Origin of the sequence: Christensenella tenuis (assembly GCF_014287795.1) — a bacterium.
In the GTDB taxonomy this organism is placed as follows: domain Bacteria; phylum Bacillota; class Clostridia; order Christensenellales; family Christensenellaceae; genus Christensenella; species Christensenella tenuis.
On sequence record NZ_JACOON010000002.1, the window covers coordinates 370,415 to 384,425 of the forward strand.

A 14,011-nucleotide genomic window follows, 5' to 3' on the forward strand; every position below is an offset into this window, starting at 1 on the left:
ATGGAAATGTTTACAAACAAGGAGGGAGCGGCGATTGTACCGGGGCTGGTCCGGGCGATCCAGGAGAACAAGGACTACCTGAGCGAGATTGACGGAGCGATCGGCGACGGAGACCACGGGATCAACATGAACAAGGGGTTCACGCTGTGCGGGGAGCGCCTGACGGGCGGGGAGGACCTCAGCGGGGCACTGGAAACGCTGGGCGAAATCCTGCTGTGTGAGATCGGGGGATCGATGGGGCCGATATACGGAACATTTTTTGGAGAGATGGGACAAGCGGTACGGAATTGGGAAGAGATCGGGGAAGCGGAATTTGGCCGGATGCTGGAAGCAGGTCTTGCGGGCATCCGGGAACTGGTGCCTACGGACGTAGGAGACAAGACGCTTCTGGATGCGCTGATTCCGGCAGTGAATGCATACCGGGAGGCGGAAGAGGCCGGGAAAGGCTTCGCAGAAGCGCTCGATGCCGCGGCGGAAGCGGCGGAAGCGGGCCGGGACGCAACGAAGGACATGGTGGCGAAGGTCGGACGGGCGAGCCGTCTCGGGGAACGTTCACGCGGGGTCTTGGACGCGGGGGCATCGTCGTGCGCGGTCATCGTGCGGAGCATGTGCGAAACGGCGAAAGGACTGCTTGGCTGAAGGAGAGCGAAAGAGGATGAAAAAAACAATCGTGATAGGCTGTGACAACGCGGCGGTAGGTTTGAAGAAAACGATTAAAGACTATGTACGGACCCTTGGATACGAGGTAGAGGATGTGGGCTGCTTCACGGAAGAAGATGATACATATTACCCGTATATTGCACAGAAGGCGTGCCGCCTGATTGAAGAAAGCGGATTTGGCAAAGAAGGGATCCTGATCTGCGGTACGGGGATCGGGATGGCGATGACGGCAAACAAATGTCCGGGAATTCGCGCGGCAGTGTGCCACGACAACTTCTCGGCGGAACGCGCAAAACTATCAAATAACGGGAATGTACTGTGTATGGGCGCGCGCGTCATTGGCCCGGAGCTGGCAAAGAAGGTGACGAAGGAATGGCTGTCGCTGACTTTTGCAGGGGGGAGCTCCGCACCCAAGGTGGATTCCATGATGCGTATTGAACATGAAAATTTTAAATGATCTTTTTGTGTTGCATTAGTGGAAAGCGGAGCATAGGACATATAGAATATAGATATATATGATAAAAAAGTGGATATATTTGGCGTATCCATCTACGTTGCATTATGTGAGGTGAAGTAATGTTGTAAATAAATAAACTTCTTGCTATAATGAAAATATTAATATGAATGCGAGAAATCAGGATGGATATTACAGTAGCCCAAATTAAACGGCAGAACCGCAATAATATCTTTGCTTTGCTTTGTGAGAAAAGCGATCTCTCAAAGCAGGATATTGTGCAGGAACTGAAATTGAGCCTACCTACGGTAACAGCTAATATTAATGCACTAAAAAATCGAGGCTTGGTAATAGAGACCGGATCGCAAGGGCAGGCTGTTGGGCGACGTGCCAGCACTTTTTCAATACAAAAAAATGCACGTGTGGCGATTGGAATCGATATTACGAAAAGACATATTACCATTGTCGGCATGAATATAGCAGGGGAGATCCTTGGGCGTAAGCGTGTACGCCGTTGTTTTGAGATGAGCAAAAGATATTACCGTTACGTGGGCCAAATGGTTGAAGAGCATGTGCAAAACCTGAATTTTCAAGAAGAGCAGATATTAGGAGTAGGCATCGGAATCCCCGGACTTACGACGCTGGACGGACGGCAAATTTTTTATGGGAAGACGTTGATGGATTTTTCAGGGTTACGGGTGTCATCTTTTGAAGAGTATATTCCATATCCGTGCATCTTTATCAAAGACGCAAATGCTGCTTGCTTGGCGGAAGCGTGGGCTAATCCGGCAATGAGCGATGTATTCTATATTTCTTTGAGCAATTATGTTGGCGGTTCTGTCCGATTATATGATGTGCCGTATTCGGGAGAAGGCCCGCGAAGTGGAGAAATTGGACATATCCGTATTATACCGAACGGGCTGGAATGTTATTGCGGACAAAAAGGATGCGTAGATCCATACTGCACGGCGCTGCAGCTTTCCGATCAGGCCGACGAGAACTTGGAGAGCTTTTTTGAAAATTTAAATGCCGGAGATCAACGCTGCAAAAAGAAATTTGATGAATATTTGTATTATCTGTCGCTTGCGGTGACCAATGCGCGCATGTTGTTTGACTGCAAGATCATTTTGGGGGGATATGTTGGACCCTATTTGGAGCCCTATTTGGGGGATCTGAAAAAACGCTTGGTGAAACTGACGCCATTTGAAGAAAATGCAGAATATATTCAAATATGCAGATGGAGACAAGACCCGATAGCGGCAGGTGCCGCAATTAGTTTTATTGACGATTTTATACGAAACGTTTAAAGGCTTGTTAAAAAGTGTCAAAAGAAACTCCTGAAAAGGGATCAACCTTTCAGGAGTTTTTTTTGATTGAAATTCGAGCGAACTCAATTTTCAAGTGAGTATTCACTTTTTCTTTGGAAAATATTTTTTAAAAATTGTTATGAAAAAGGGATAATTATAAAAAATAAAAATATTTTAAAAAATATATTGACACAATGCAGCGAAGAGATATAATAGTATATATTGAAATGTATTTTTAAAAATATATTTTGTAAAATACATTCCCAAATTATCCAAGAAATTATATATGTGGTTCCTGAATAAAATATATTAATAGTTTTAATATTTTGCATTAAAAAATGCAAAATAATAATACACGAGGAGGAAAATGGAATGAAAAAAATATCTCTCTTGTTGGTTGTGGTGTTGGTACTTGTCTTTTGTTTCGCGGCTACAGCATGCTCATCTACACCGCCAGGACAACAGCTCGATACGGACAACAGTGAGGAAGATACAAGCGGAGATCAGAAAACGGCGGTAGCCAGCGATCAAAAATATGCGCTGGTATTGCACACGCTGAATTCATCGTTTGCGGCTACGATCGGGGAAGGCGCTAAAAAAGCGGGCGAAGATCTTGGAGTCACGGTAGATGTAATGGGCCCGACGGGGAACAGCAGTCTGGATGAACAAGTCAGTATGATTGAATCTTGTATAGCGGCAGGATATGATGGCATAGCAACTGTTGTATGGGATGAAGACGGATTTACCGGCACCATAGAAAAAGCTCATGCTGCGGGCATACCTGTTATCGCGTGCAATCAAGATTCAGACACTTCGGGCGCGGATGCTTTTGTAGGTCAAGCTCTGGAAGAATCGGGATATGTTTTGGGTAAGTATATGTTCGGAGATGTTATGGGAGGATCTGGAAAGTATATCATTGGCTCTTTAGACCCGGCCCAAACGGCTCTAGTCCTGAGAATAGATGGTATTAAAAGGGCGCAGGAAGAATTTCCGGATGTCGAATTGGTCGATGTAATTGACTATACGGACGATTTAACACAATCTTATTCGATCATTGAAAATGCATATCTGGCAAATCCGGATGTCAAAGCATTCCTTGGTACAGACTTCAATGCCGAAGCAATCGGGACTTTTATTGAAACCAATAATTTGCAAGGAAAATTATTTGGAGGCGGCTATGACCTGACAGAAGGCATCATAAAGCACCTGAACGCTGGCACATTGGCTGTAACGATTAATCAGGAACCATTCTATCAGGGATACTATCCTATTATTCAGCTCCATATGATGAATACAACGCCTTATAAGGCAATGGATATGATCACAGAAGCAGCCTTGGTAACGCCTGAAAATGTAGGCGACTATCCTGTTCAGTAAAAAGCAGCTATTTAGCTAATTATAAATCGGCTGCCGGGAGGTTGGCGAAACGCCAGCCTGCCGGCAGCAAAATAAAAGGAGCATGTGATATGTCGAGCAGAGCAAAACAATTATCGAATCTGAAAATTTTTAAATTTCGTGAGTTTGGGATATTAATGGTATTGGTGGTTTTTGTGGTATTGCTGTCGGTTGCTACCGATACATTTCTGACGTCGACCAATATTATTAACGTAGTGCGGCAGACGGTTGAGATTGGCATTATGGCAATTGGAATGACCTTTGTAATCATATGCGCAGAGATCGACTTATCGATTGGATCGATCTACGGATGCGGCGCAATGATTGCGGCTTATATGATTAAAGGAGGAAGCGATCCGTCATTGGCGTTCCTTGTCGCAATTCTTTTTGGACTAGGCGTCGGCTTCTTGAATGGATTTTTGTCAACAAAAGCGCGTATGCCTGCATTTATCGTGACACTGGGAACCATGCAACTATTCAGAAGTTTTACATATGGAATATCGGGGGGATATGCAATCAGTTCCTTCCCGGAGGGTGCAACCGACAGTTGGGTATTCAGGATGGGCGACTACATCGGCCCCATTCCGGTGCAGGTCATCATCATGGTAATCTTGTTCATTATTGCGCATGTCGTACTCAAAAAGACGAGGTTTGGCTTTAACGTCATTGCTTCCGGCGGAAATCAACGGGCGGCCCAATTGGGTGGAATCAATACGAATCGTATCAAAACGGCAAGCTTTATGATCTGCGGGGCACTTAGCGCATTTGCGGGTATGATCAGTATTGCATTTCTGAAATCTGTTCCGACGGGTGCTGGCGAAGGCAGGGAAATGGATGTAATCGCTTCCGTTATTTTAGGCGGAGCCTCGATGGCGGGTGGACGCGGTACGATATTAGGCACCCTGATTGGTGCGCTGATTATGAGCGTAGTAAAAAACGGGATGATTTTGATCAGCATTCCGGCTTATTACCAGAAAGGATTTATCGGAGTGATTCTGATTCTCGCTGTTTTAATGGATACATTACTGAATAAGCGGGATAAGCGGGGGGAATAACAATGGCTGATTCTATTATTCGCTTTGAGAATATATCCAAGAATTTCGCGGCGACCGCTGCTTTGAGGGATGTGTCGTTTGAAATCGAGAGAGGGGAAGTTCATTGCCTGTGCGGAGAGAACGGTGCGGGCAAATCGACGCTGATTAATATATGTGGCGGCGTATTCTCCCCGACACATGGGAAAATATTTATTGACGGAAAAGAAACGGAGATAAACAGCATCACGAAATCTGAGGAAATGGGCTTCTTTATTGTGCATCAGGAAGTTCCGCTTTGTGCAAATATGAGCATCGCGCACAATATATTTCTGGGATATAAGTCGCCTGATATCAGAAAGAGTTTCTTTTTGGATGAGAAATTTATGCGGAATGAGACGCAGAAAATGCTGGACCTTTTCAAACTGCAGCTTAAGCCGGATCAACTAGTGGAAACTCTGAGCATTGCCGAACAGTCTATTATACAAATTGCAAAAGCAATCTATTTCAAGCCGCGCATCATGATAATGGATGAACCAACGGCAGCACTTACAAACGATCAGCGTAAGGTTGTGTTTGATATCATTCATCAACTTAAAACCAATGGTACCACTATAATTTACGTAAGTCACAGACTGGAAGAAATTATAGAAATTGGGGACTCGATTACAGTACTTCGGGATGGACAGTTCATCTGTACCAAACGTGTATGCGAAGTAACGCAGGATGATTTGGTGAAGCTAATGGTTGGACGCGAAATCGATATGTACTCTACACATGAAAGCCAGGCTCAGGACGAAGTATTGCTTGAAGTGAAAGAATTGACAAGAAAGGGTGAATTCGAAAATATCAGCTTTCAGCTCAAAAAAGGGGAGATTCTTGGAATAGCTGGCTTTATCGGAGCAGGAAGAACAGAGGTGCTGATGTCGCTGTTCGGAGCAACCAAACCATATCATGGGGAAATACGGATACATGGGGAGCTGATAAAAATAAAAAATGTTGAGACGGCAATTAAAAATAGAATCGCCCTGATTCCTGAAAGCCGGAGGGACGATGCGATTATTCCAAGCATGTCGATCAAAGACAATGCGCAGCTTGTTACAATCGCTCATATGATGAAGGGGCCTTTTATCGATAAGAAAAAAACGAATAAATGTATCGAGCAAACCCGAAAGAAGTTTTCGATCAAAGCGAATGATTGTAATTTGCCCATTATGACATTGAGCGGCGGGAATCAGCAAAAAGTGGTTGCCGCACGATGGATTGATAATGATCCGGAAATATTGCTGTGCGATGAACCGACCCGTGGAATTGATGTAGGGGCAAAGTCGGAAATATACGATATTATTCGGGAAGTGAGTAAAGATGGAGTGGGGACGATAGTGGTTTCCTCTGAACTTCCGGAATTAATCAGTCTGTGCGACAGGATTATTGTAATGCATGAGGGAAAATTAACCGGAGAATTGCACAGGAATGAATTCAGCGAAGAATTGATTATGGGCTATGCAACCAAAACAAATTGCTGAGATCTATGCAAGATAAACGATTACTGTGAGGATAAAGGAGAAAAAGAGATGACAAAAAAAGAGCGTATCATGAATGTATTTGAACATAAGGATGTGGACTACTTACCCAGCCAGATTACCTTTTCAGACAGGAAGCGTGATCAGTTATTTGCTGAAACGATGGGGTTTGCCAGCGAATATGAATTGTTCGAATATTTTGAAAATCATATTTATTGGACCTATTCAGGGGATGATACGGCTATATTCTACCGGAATGATATTGAGCTGATGAAGCAACTGGAGGAAGAAGGATATACCATCGTCGACGAAGAAGACGGTATCATTTTTGATAGATGGGGGGGCGGTCTGGTCGTAGAAGCGGACGGAATATGCTGGATACCGGGAATATTTGAGGGTGATGAAAAAGCGAACAAAATCCGCAGAAAATACCTCCCCGAAAAATTTATTCGCTTGATGGAAATGCCACTGAAAGAAGGAGTCGCGGCCTATGAAGCTCCCGACCCGCTGGAAGCAGGCAACTTAAAATGGCTCATTCGCGATAAAGATGGCGTAGAAGGAGATCTTTGTGTGATACCCGCTGGCTATGTAGGGACCTATGAGCGGGCCTACACGTTATTGGGGTGGGAACAGTATATGACGGAGATTGCTCTGAATCCGGAGTTGGTCAGCCAAATGATGGATAAAATAACGGATCATAAGATTGCCTTAGGTAAAAAGAAAGCAGAGCTTGGATATAAAATTATCCACCATGGAGATGACCTTGGAACTCAGCTTTCTGGATTTTTTTCGAAAGACATGTTCAGAGAAATCATCTTGCCGCAGTATAAAAAAATGTTCAAATCATTTAAAGAAAACGGGCAATACATATTTATGCATTCCTGTGGTTGCCTGATGGACTATTTGCCGGATCTGATTGATATTGGACTGGATGGACTGGAACCGATACAGCCCTGTAACGATCTAAAACGGCTGAAGGAAGAATTTGGGAAAGAGCTTGTCTTTATGGGCGGAATAGATTCCCAAAAGCTACCGTTCTTGACGCCTGGGGAAGTGAAAGAAATGGCGCTGGAGGTGATGACTATATTGGGCAAGGACGGCGGATATATTATCGCTCCCTCGCAAGAAATCATGTGGGATGTTCCCGATGAAAATGTGGTCGCATTGGTGGATACCATTAAGGAATACAGGGATAAAGTTATGTAGCGGGTATGAATACGCGCTTGGAAAAGTAAAAAAAGTTGCCGACATAGTAGCATAAGAAAGCAAAAGGGCCTGTATTCTGCAATGAAGAGAGTACAGGCCCTGCTGCTACGTAACAATTAGCCTGCATGTCGTCAGGCACTGTTTTTACAGAAACACGTCCGCGTCCATTTCCTTAAGGTCGTCCGCGATAAGCGGGCGGTATTCCATCTGTGCTAAAATATCGCGCTCAAGGTCCGCGCCGGGCGCGATCTCGCAAAGCATCAGGCCGCCGTCCGTCAGGCGGAACACGCAGCGCTCGGTGATGAACATGACCTCCTGTCCAAGCTCTTTTGCCCGCTTGGCGGAAAAGGTCAATTGTTCGATCCCGCGCTTGAATTTTTTGATGCTTCCTTCCCGTATAATACGAAGCTTCCCGCCGGACACCTCTACCTCCAGCCCTTTGGCGGTAAATGTGCCGATAAAATAAAGTTTGGGCGTAGCCTGCGTGATGCAGATGAACCCGCCGCAGCCCGCGATGCGGGGGCCGAATTTGCTGACGTTGATGTTGCCTTGCGGGTCCGCTTCCGCCAGCCCGAGAAACGCCTGGTCAAGCCCGCCGCCGTGGTAAAAATCAAATAGCTGGTGCTGGAAAATAATTGCTTCCGGATTCAGTGTAGCGCCGAATTCCACACCCGAAAGGGGGGAACCGCCGATTCCGCCCGCCTCCACAGTAAGAGTGAAATCGGAAATGCCTTTTTCTTCGGCCACCGCCGCGATTCCTTCCGGCATACCGATTCCGAGGTTCACCACACCGCCCTGCTTTAGTTCCTTCAATGCGCGCAGGGCAATAATGCGCCGGGGCCCGGCGGGAAGCGTGGGCATCGCCCCTTTAGGCGCGCGCTCTTGCCCGGAATATGCGGGGTTATAGTCTGCCGCGGCAGTCTGCGTGTGGAACTTCATGTCGCTCGTCCGCGCCACGTAATCCACAAGCACACCGGGTACGCGCACTGCATGCGGTGGAATATCGTCCACAAGTTCTTCTACTTGTACAATTACCTTGCCTCCAAGCGTATGGCACGCCTGCGCGACGGAAAGCGCATCCGCTACTGCCGCTTCCTTTTCCATGCTGATGTTGCCGTTCCTGTCGGCACGTGTGCCGCGTAGAAATGCAAAATCGATTCTGGAAAAAGGTTTATAACGGATATAGTCCTCACCGTCCAAGGTCACGATCTCATTCAGTTCCTCTGTTGAAATGTTGTTGAGCCGCCCGCCAAAAAAACGGGGATCGACAAATGTCCCAAGCCCAATCTGTGTTACAAGGCCGGGGCGCCGGGCGCCCACATCGCGCATCAACTGAGCGATTACGCCCTGCGGAAGGTTATACCCCTCGATATCTTCCGAAAAAATCATCTGCTGGAGCTTGGGCATCAGGTTCAGGTGCCCGGCGATTAGTTTCTTGACCAGCCCCTTGTGTGCGAGGCGGTTCAGCCCGCGCTGTCCGCCGTCGCCCACCGAAGTGACGCTCACAAGCGAAAGGTTTCTCGGCGCGCCTGTCTTAAGAAAGCGCTGTTCCAATGCGTAACACAATTCGTCTGCCACTGCCGCCATAACGAAGCCGTTCGCAGCAATCACCGCCCCGTCGGGAATCAGGGCCGCCGCTTCCCTTGATGTAATTTCTTTAAAACTCATACGCCACCATCCATTCCTCAAAAATAATAATTACCCGTCTATTATCCAATAACATGGCGGTATTTTCAAGTGGCGGAATCCAATTTGCACAGCCGGGGAGCACCATACGGATAATCCTTATTTCTGGCGGACTTCCGAAGGCCTGCGGTATTTTTTGCGGTCTTTGCGTTCCAGGAAGATCGCCGAAGCGCTCATCGCGGCAATTGCCGCCAAGACAATGGAAAGAACCGTTAAGACTTCTTTTGAAAAGATAATTTCCAGCATCATGTGTTTCCTCCTTTTTGTTTTCGGATCCGATATCCCCATTGTAAGCGCAGGCCTTTACATCTACGGTTACTGTCCCCGGGATTTTAATGTAACATTTGTAATATCTAACTGGGAAAGGGAAAAGCGCCTTGCCGGGAAGGCGCTTTCATCTTTATTTCTCCATATAAATATGAAAAAAGTATGACAAAAGGAGGCGCATAGCTATACAAAAAATATGTTCTGGGGTATAATATAGATCGTTATATAGAGACTCAGAGAGGTTAAGTGATTGAAAAAGAAATTTGCATGGATCGTAGCAGTGCTGATGATCCTTACATTTCCAGTAGCCGCGTTTGCAGAAACGGAGCCGCCGGAACCGTCGCAGGAGCCCACTGCACAAGAGCAGGCGGAAGGACAGCCGGAAGAAGCTCCCCAGGAAGAAGGGGCGCAACAGGAACAGTCTGCCGCTCCGGAAGCTTCCCCCACGCCCGAGCCAACTCCTACGCCAACGGCAACCCCGCCGGAAACTTCCGAAACAAAGGAAGGCGCTCCAGAGGTTGATTTGTCGCAGATAACATCCCTTTCGGCAATGCTTGTCGATGCGGATACGGGCGAGGTTCTGTTTGCCAAAAATGCGGATTGGACGATTTTTCCGGCCAGTACCACTAAGCTGATGACGGCGATTCTTGTCGCGGAAAATTGTAAACCGGAAGATATGATCACTTTCACGGTAGATATGAAGACGGAGGTCAATAAATCGGGTGGCAGCATGATGGGCCTCAAGAACCTTCCCGTAGATTCCCAGATTTCCGTGAAGGATCTTTTCTACGGTCTCATGCTCTGTTCGGGAAATGATGCGGCGATTGTTCTGGGGATGCACATTGCGGGTACGGAACAGGCCTTTGTAGATATGATGAACAGGAAGGCCCAGGAACTCGGCATGACGGGAACGCATTTTATCAACCCGCACGGGCTGTATATCCATAATGTCGGTTACGACCATTATTCCACCGCCGCAGATATGGCAAAGCTTGCGGTGGAAGCAAAAAAATATCCGATGATTACGGAAGCGGAGGTTACGCAGACTTACACTTATGAATCGCTCAGCGATTATTGCCAGGTCGAGAACCTCCCGCCCGATACGATAGAAAATTCTAATTATTTGATTCATACCCCGGTATCCAAACCGGAACTGGCAACCTATCTATATGATAAAGCGACGGGGATGAAAACGGGAACGCTGGAAAATATCCTGCCCCCCGGCGCAACAGAATATATCAAATCCTACGGCTGCCTTGTCGCGTCCGCTTCTGATGGAAGCCTAAACCTGATTGCCGTTATCTTTGGGGATTTGTCGGTGGGTGATAAAGAGACGGGCGTACCCAATGCGTATGCGCGTTGGGATATTGCAAAATACCTGTTCGACTATGGGTTCGCCAACTATGCCAAGGTAGACCTTGCGCAGTTCGCTGCTCCTGTAGCGCTTACCGAGCAGACCGAAAATTTTGCGGCAAACGATCCGGAGGAAGGCTCGCTCGAAGTGACGGCGGACCTCACCGGAGTCAAGTCCGATACGCAGCTATTGGATGCGGCTACCGTGCAGGGGCTTCAGGATGGAAGTATCAAGCTGGAAGAAAAAACCAATATCGATACGCCGCTTCAGGCGCCGATCACGCAGGGGCAGCAAATCGGGACAGTCACCTATTCGCTCAACGGGCAGGAACTATATACCGCGCCGCTCATTGCGGGGCGGGACGTCTATCCCAAGGGAGAAGAGGCCGCAACGAGCGAGGAATATGGTGTGCCTGTATTTACATTTGAAGTATGGTACCTGTGGGTCATCGTTCCTGCGGCAGCTGTCCTCACGTTGCTTATTATCCGGACGGTAAACAAATCGCGGCGCAGGGCGCGCTATGCAAGGCGTACGGCGGCTGGCGGGAATGTAAGGCCGGGCCAAACCCGCACTGGGGGAGCTGTACAGCGCCGGAATGTGGATACGCGCAGCAGCCGGTCCGCGGGAAGCCGGAAACACAAATTATAATCCAATCCATAAAAGCGGTTTTCTATACGGCCTTAAATGAAATATTCCAAAAGATTCAGGCAACTTGTATCTTTGGCGGGCAGCTCTGCGATCAGGTCGCCCTCTTTCAGAACCAGGATACGGTCACACATACCTGAAAGCTCGGAAAAATCAGAAGAGACCATAATGATGCCCGCACCATTGCGGACAAGTTCATTCATGATATTGTAAATCTCTACTTTTCCGGCAATATCAATGCCTTGTGTGGGTTCGTCAAACAAGTAAATGCTGCAATTGGAATGCAGGCATTGGGCCACTACGATTTTTTGCTTGTTCCCGCCGCTCATATAGCTGATTTTTCCTCCGGGAACGGCGCCGTTGATAACAAAACGCTTGATCATCAGGGAACCTGCGATATTTTCTTCGCGGGGGTCGATGATGGAATGCTTACTAATTTTTTTCAGATCATGTATTGTGATGTTTTTAATAGCATCAAAATCAGGAAATAATGACTGTTTATCACGGTTTTCCGGGATGTAGCCAATCAACGGATGAATTTCTCTGCGGAGGGCTTTCGGCGCATCGGATATGTAGATGATATCGCCATCCTCTATTTCATCAAGCCCGGCAATTGCTTTCAAAAGCTGTGTGCGTCCGCTTCCGGCGATCCCGGCGATCCCGATGATTTCACCGCGGCATAAATTGAAGCTGATATCATGGAGGAATCTGTTGCTGACATGAGAAAGCTCGAGGAGGGGTTCGCCCGGAGAAACCGGAAGTTTAGGATAATGCTCGCTCTTGGTCTCGCCTAACATAAGCTTCGTAAGTCTTCCTTTATCAATCTCTCTGGATGCGGCTTCCGCTGCTATACGTCCGTCCTTGAGGACAGTCACCCGGTCGGTGATTGACACCACTTCGCTGATCCGGTGCGTGATGTAAATGATGGCCATCCCATTTTGCCTGCATTCCTCCATCACTTGGTAAACAAGAGCGATCTCGCTGCTGATCATGGAGGCGGAAAGTTCATCCAGGATAAGCACCTGCGGCTTGGCGAGCAGGCATCGCGCGAATTGCAGCAAAAATTTTTGGGCCTGCGGCAAATTCTTTGCCTTTGCAGATGGATCGACAGTGATGTGGAAACGCGAAAGCAACTCATAGGCTGTCTGCCGCATCTTCTTCGGGTTCAGTATCACCTTGCTGTGTGTAATCGGGTGATTCACAAACAGGTTATCGGAAATGGAGAGGTTATCAAAAATTGTAAGCTCCTGCATAGAGATCACAACGCCGTGCCGCGACGCGTCAAACGGGGTATTGAAATTCACTTTTTTCCCATTTAAGCGGATGGTTCCTCCGCTGCGCTTTAAAACACCGGAAACCACTTTTCCCAGTACGGACTTTCCTGCGCCATTGCAACCGACAAGCGCATGGATCTCAGAAGGATAGATTTTTAGCGTTACGTTGTCAAGCGCTTTTTGGCCGGAAAAATCTACGGACAAATCTTTCACTTCAAGAACAGGTGCTTTCATCATGATCCCCTTATAAACGGTATAAATAAATACCATTGCAGTACTGTCAGCCGATCGACGACGGATTAATTTTATACGATGTAAAAATTTTAATGCCGTTATTGAAAAAGTATTCCTTATATTCCTCCGGCGTTTTTTCATTGGAAATTACAGCATCCGCCTCATTTAGAGATGCGATGCGCATAAAAGAGACCTCGTCGAACTTTGTATAATCCGCTATAAAAATAATCTCTTTGGAAACAGAACGGATTTTGCTATAAATATTTGCCTGATCAATGTCGGAAACAGTAAATCCACCATTCATATCAATACCGGAAACGCTGATAAATGCCTTACTAAGATAAATTCCATTTAGCGCCCGTTCAAAAATATCTCCGCTCAAGAACATTCCGGAGTGATTCAGGTTGCCGCCGGTGACGAGTAGATTACAAGATTTGTTTTTAGAGAATACAGCTGCTACATTCAGGTTATTAGTGATGATATTAAGGCCCTGCCTCGATAAAAGTTCCCGGGCGGTTGCTGTACAGGCTGCTCCTGAGCCAAGGAATATCCACTCGTTTTCCTGCACAAGATGTGCTGCAATCTGGGCGATATGCTCGTTTTCCCTGCCGTGAGGATCGTCTATATCCGGAACCATAGAGGGTGGGGCGGTATCCGTCTGATTTTGGGCAGCGTTTAAGATTGCGCCACCGTGGGAACGGACAATAAATCCCTCCTGCTCCAAATCCTCAAGATCGCTGCGAATCGTAACGGCCGAGACGTTAAGCAGTGTGCTCAGCGTTTGCACATCGATCTGGGTTTGATCCAGGATAATCTCTTTTATTTTTTGCTGGCGGGCGGCTTTAAACATGCTTTTTTACCCTGTTGCTTTCATCATTTTCCTATAATCTATTATGACCGGATTTATAGAAGTCGTCAATAGAGAATAAAATTTATGATAAAAAGATGAAATATAAAATACAAAAAAGGCAAATA

Annotated in this window: 12 protein-coding genes; 8 read left to right on the forward strand and 4 right to left on the reverse strand. The window is 46.9% G+C overall.

Going from position 1 to position 14,011, the window contains the following annotated elements; genetic code table 11:
* The 7 genes from dhaL to H8S18_RS05550 all read left to right on the forward strand — a co-directional run bounded on the left by dhaL (window position 1) and on the right by H8S18_RS05550 (window position 7,576).
* Complete coding sequence (dhaL, locus tag H8S18_RS05520; RefSeq protein WP_186857300.1) at window positions 1-639, forward strand: dihydroxyacetone kinase subunit DhaL; 639 nt, start codon at window positions 1-3, stop codon at window positions 637-639.
* 16 nt (window positions 640-655) lie between these two features.
* A complete protein-coding gene (locus H8S18_RS05525) occupies window positions 656-1,117 on the forward strand; it encodes an RpiB/LacA/LacB family sugar-phosphate isomerase (RefSeq protein WP_186857301.1) in 462 nt (153 codons plus the stop codon).
* A 182-nt stretch (window positions 1,118-1,299) separates the two neighbouring features.
* Complete coding sequence (locus H8S18_RS05530) at window positions 1,300-2,421, forward strand: ROK family transcriptional regulator (RefSeq protein WP_186857302.1); 1,122 nt, start codon at window positions 1,300-1,302, stop codon at window positions 2,419-2,421.
* Between the two features lie 372 nt (window positions 2,422-2,793).
* Complete coding sequence (locus H8S18_RS05535; RefSeq protein WP_186857303.1) at window positions 2,794-3,798, forward strand: substrate-binding domain-containing protein; 1,005 nt, start codon at window positions 2,794-2,796, stop codon at window positions 3,796-3,798.
* A gap of 89 nt (window positions 3,799-3,887) precedes the next feature.
* Window positions 3,888-4,871 (forward strand): ABC transporter permease, encoded by a 984-nt coding sequence (locus H8S18_RS05540; protein WP_186857304.1) that lies wholly within the window; start codon window positions 3,888-3,890, stop codon window positions 4,869-4,871.
* Between the two features lie 2 nt (window positions 4,872-4,873).
* Window positions 4,874-6,373 carry a sugar ABC transporter ATP-binding protein gene (locus tag H8S18_RS05545; protein WP_186857305.1) on the forward strand — a complete coding sequence of 500 codons (1,500 nt, stop codon included), beginning with the start codon at window positions 4,874-4,876 and terminating at the stop codon, window positions 6,371-6,373.
* A 48-nt stretch (window positions 6,374-6,421) separates the two neighbouring features.
* Complete coding sequence (locus H8S18_RS05550) at window positions 6,422-7,576, forward strand: uroporphyrinogen decarboxylase family protein (protein ID WP_186857306.1); 1,155 nt, start codon at window positions 6,422-6,424, stop codon at window positions 7,574-7,576.
* Window positions 7,577-7,720: 144 nt separating this feature from the next.
* Here the strand turns inward: H8S18_RS05550 and H8S18_RS05555 are convergent, their stop codons facing one another.
* Window positions 7,721-9,244: an acyl CoA:acetate/3-ketoacid CoA transferase gene (locus H8S18_RS05555; protein WP_186857307.1), complete on the reverse strand. Its 1,524-nt coding sequence runs from the start codon at window positions 9,242-9,244 to the stop codon at window positions 7,721-7,723.
* A 117-nt stretch (window positions 9,245-9,361) separates the two neighbouring features.
* Window positions 9,362-9,511 (reverse strand): hypothetical protein, encoded by a 150-nt coding sequence (locus H8S18_RS05560; RefSeq protein WP_186857308.1) that lies wholly within the window; start codon window positions 9,509-9,511, stop codon window positions 9,362-9,364.
* Between the two features lie 268 nt (window positions 9,512-9,779).
* Here H8S18_RS05560 and H8S18_RS05565 point away from each other — a divergent pair, with 268 nt between their 5' ends.
* Window positions 9,780-11,531 carry a D-alanyl-D-alanine carboxypeptidase family protein gene (locus H8S18_RS05565; RefSeq protein ID WP_186857309.1) on the forward strand — a complete coding sequence of 584 codons (1,752 nt, stop codon included), beginning with the start codon at window positions 9,780-9,782 and terminating at the stop codon, window positions 11,529-11,531.
* Between the two features lie 32 nt (window positions 11,532-11,563).
* On the opposite strand, the gene H8S18_RS05570 is transcribed toward H8S18_RS05565, so the two are convergent.
* Both H8S18_RS05570 and H8S18_RS05575 read right to left on the reverse strand, forming a co-directional pair.
* A complete protein-coding gene (locus tag H8S18_RS05570; RefSeq protein ID WP_186857310.1) occupies window positions 11,564-13,036 on the reverse strand; it encodes a sugar ABC transporter ATP-binding protein in 1,473 nt (490 codons plus the stop codon).
* A 46-nt stretch (window positions 13,037-13,082) separates the two neighbouring features.
* Entirely contained in the window at window positions 13,083-13,886 is an 804-nt protein-coding gene (locus H8S18_RS05575; protein ID WP_186857311.1) for a DeoR/GlpR family DNA-binding transcription regulator, read from the reverse strand.
* Window positions 13,887-14,011: the final 125 nt, after the last annotated feature.

Coding starts and splice junctions, on each gene's coding strand:
- H8S18_RS05530 (WP_186857302.1), top strand. CDS start 1,300: ATGGATATTACAGTAGCCCAAATTAAACGGCAGAACCGCAATAATATC.
- H8S18_RS05535 (WP_186857303.1), top strand. CDS start 2,794: ATGAAAAAAATATCTCTCTTGTTGGTTGTGGTGTTGGTACTTGTCTTT.
- H8S18_RS05545 (WP_186857305.1), top strand. CDS start 4,874: ATGGCTGATTCTATTATTCGCTTTGAGAATATATCCAAGAATTTCGCG.
- H8S18_RS05555 (WP_186857307.1), bottom strand. CDS start 9,244: ATGAGTTTTAAAGAAATTACATCAAGGGAAGCGGCGGCCCTGATTCCC.
- H8S18_RS05540 (WP_186857304.1), top strand. CDS start 3,888: ATGTCGAGCAGAGCAAAACAATTATCGAATCTGAAAATTTTTAAATTT.
- H8S18_RS05575 (WP_186857311.1), bottom strand. CDS start 13,886: ATGTTTAAAGCCGCCCGCCAGCAAAAAATAAAAGAGATTATCCTGGAT.
- H8S18_RS05525 (WP_186857301.1), top strand. CDS start 656: ATGAAAAAAACAATCGTGATAGGCTGTGACAACGCGGCGGTAGGTTTG.
- H8S18_RS05560 (WP_186857308.1), bottom strand. CDS start 9,511: ATGATGCTGGAAATTATCTTTTCAAAAGAAGTCTTAACGGTTCTTTCC.
- H8S18_RS05570 (WP_186857310.1), bottom strand. CDS start 13,036: ATGAAAGCACCTGTTCTTGAAGTGAAAGATTTGTCCGTAGATTTTTCC.
- H8S18_RS05550 (WP_186857306.1), top strand. CDS start 6,422: ATGACAAAAAAAGAGCGTATCATGAATGTATTTGAACATAAGGATGTG.
- dhaL (WP_186857300.1), top strand. CDS start 1: ATGGAAATGTTTACAAACAAGGAGGGAGCGGCGATTGTACCGGGGCTG.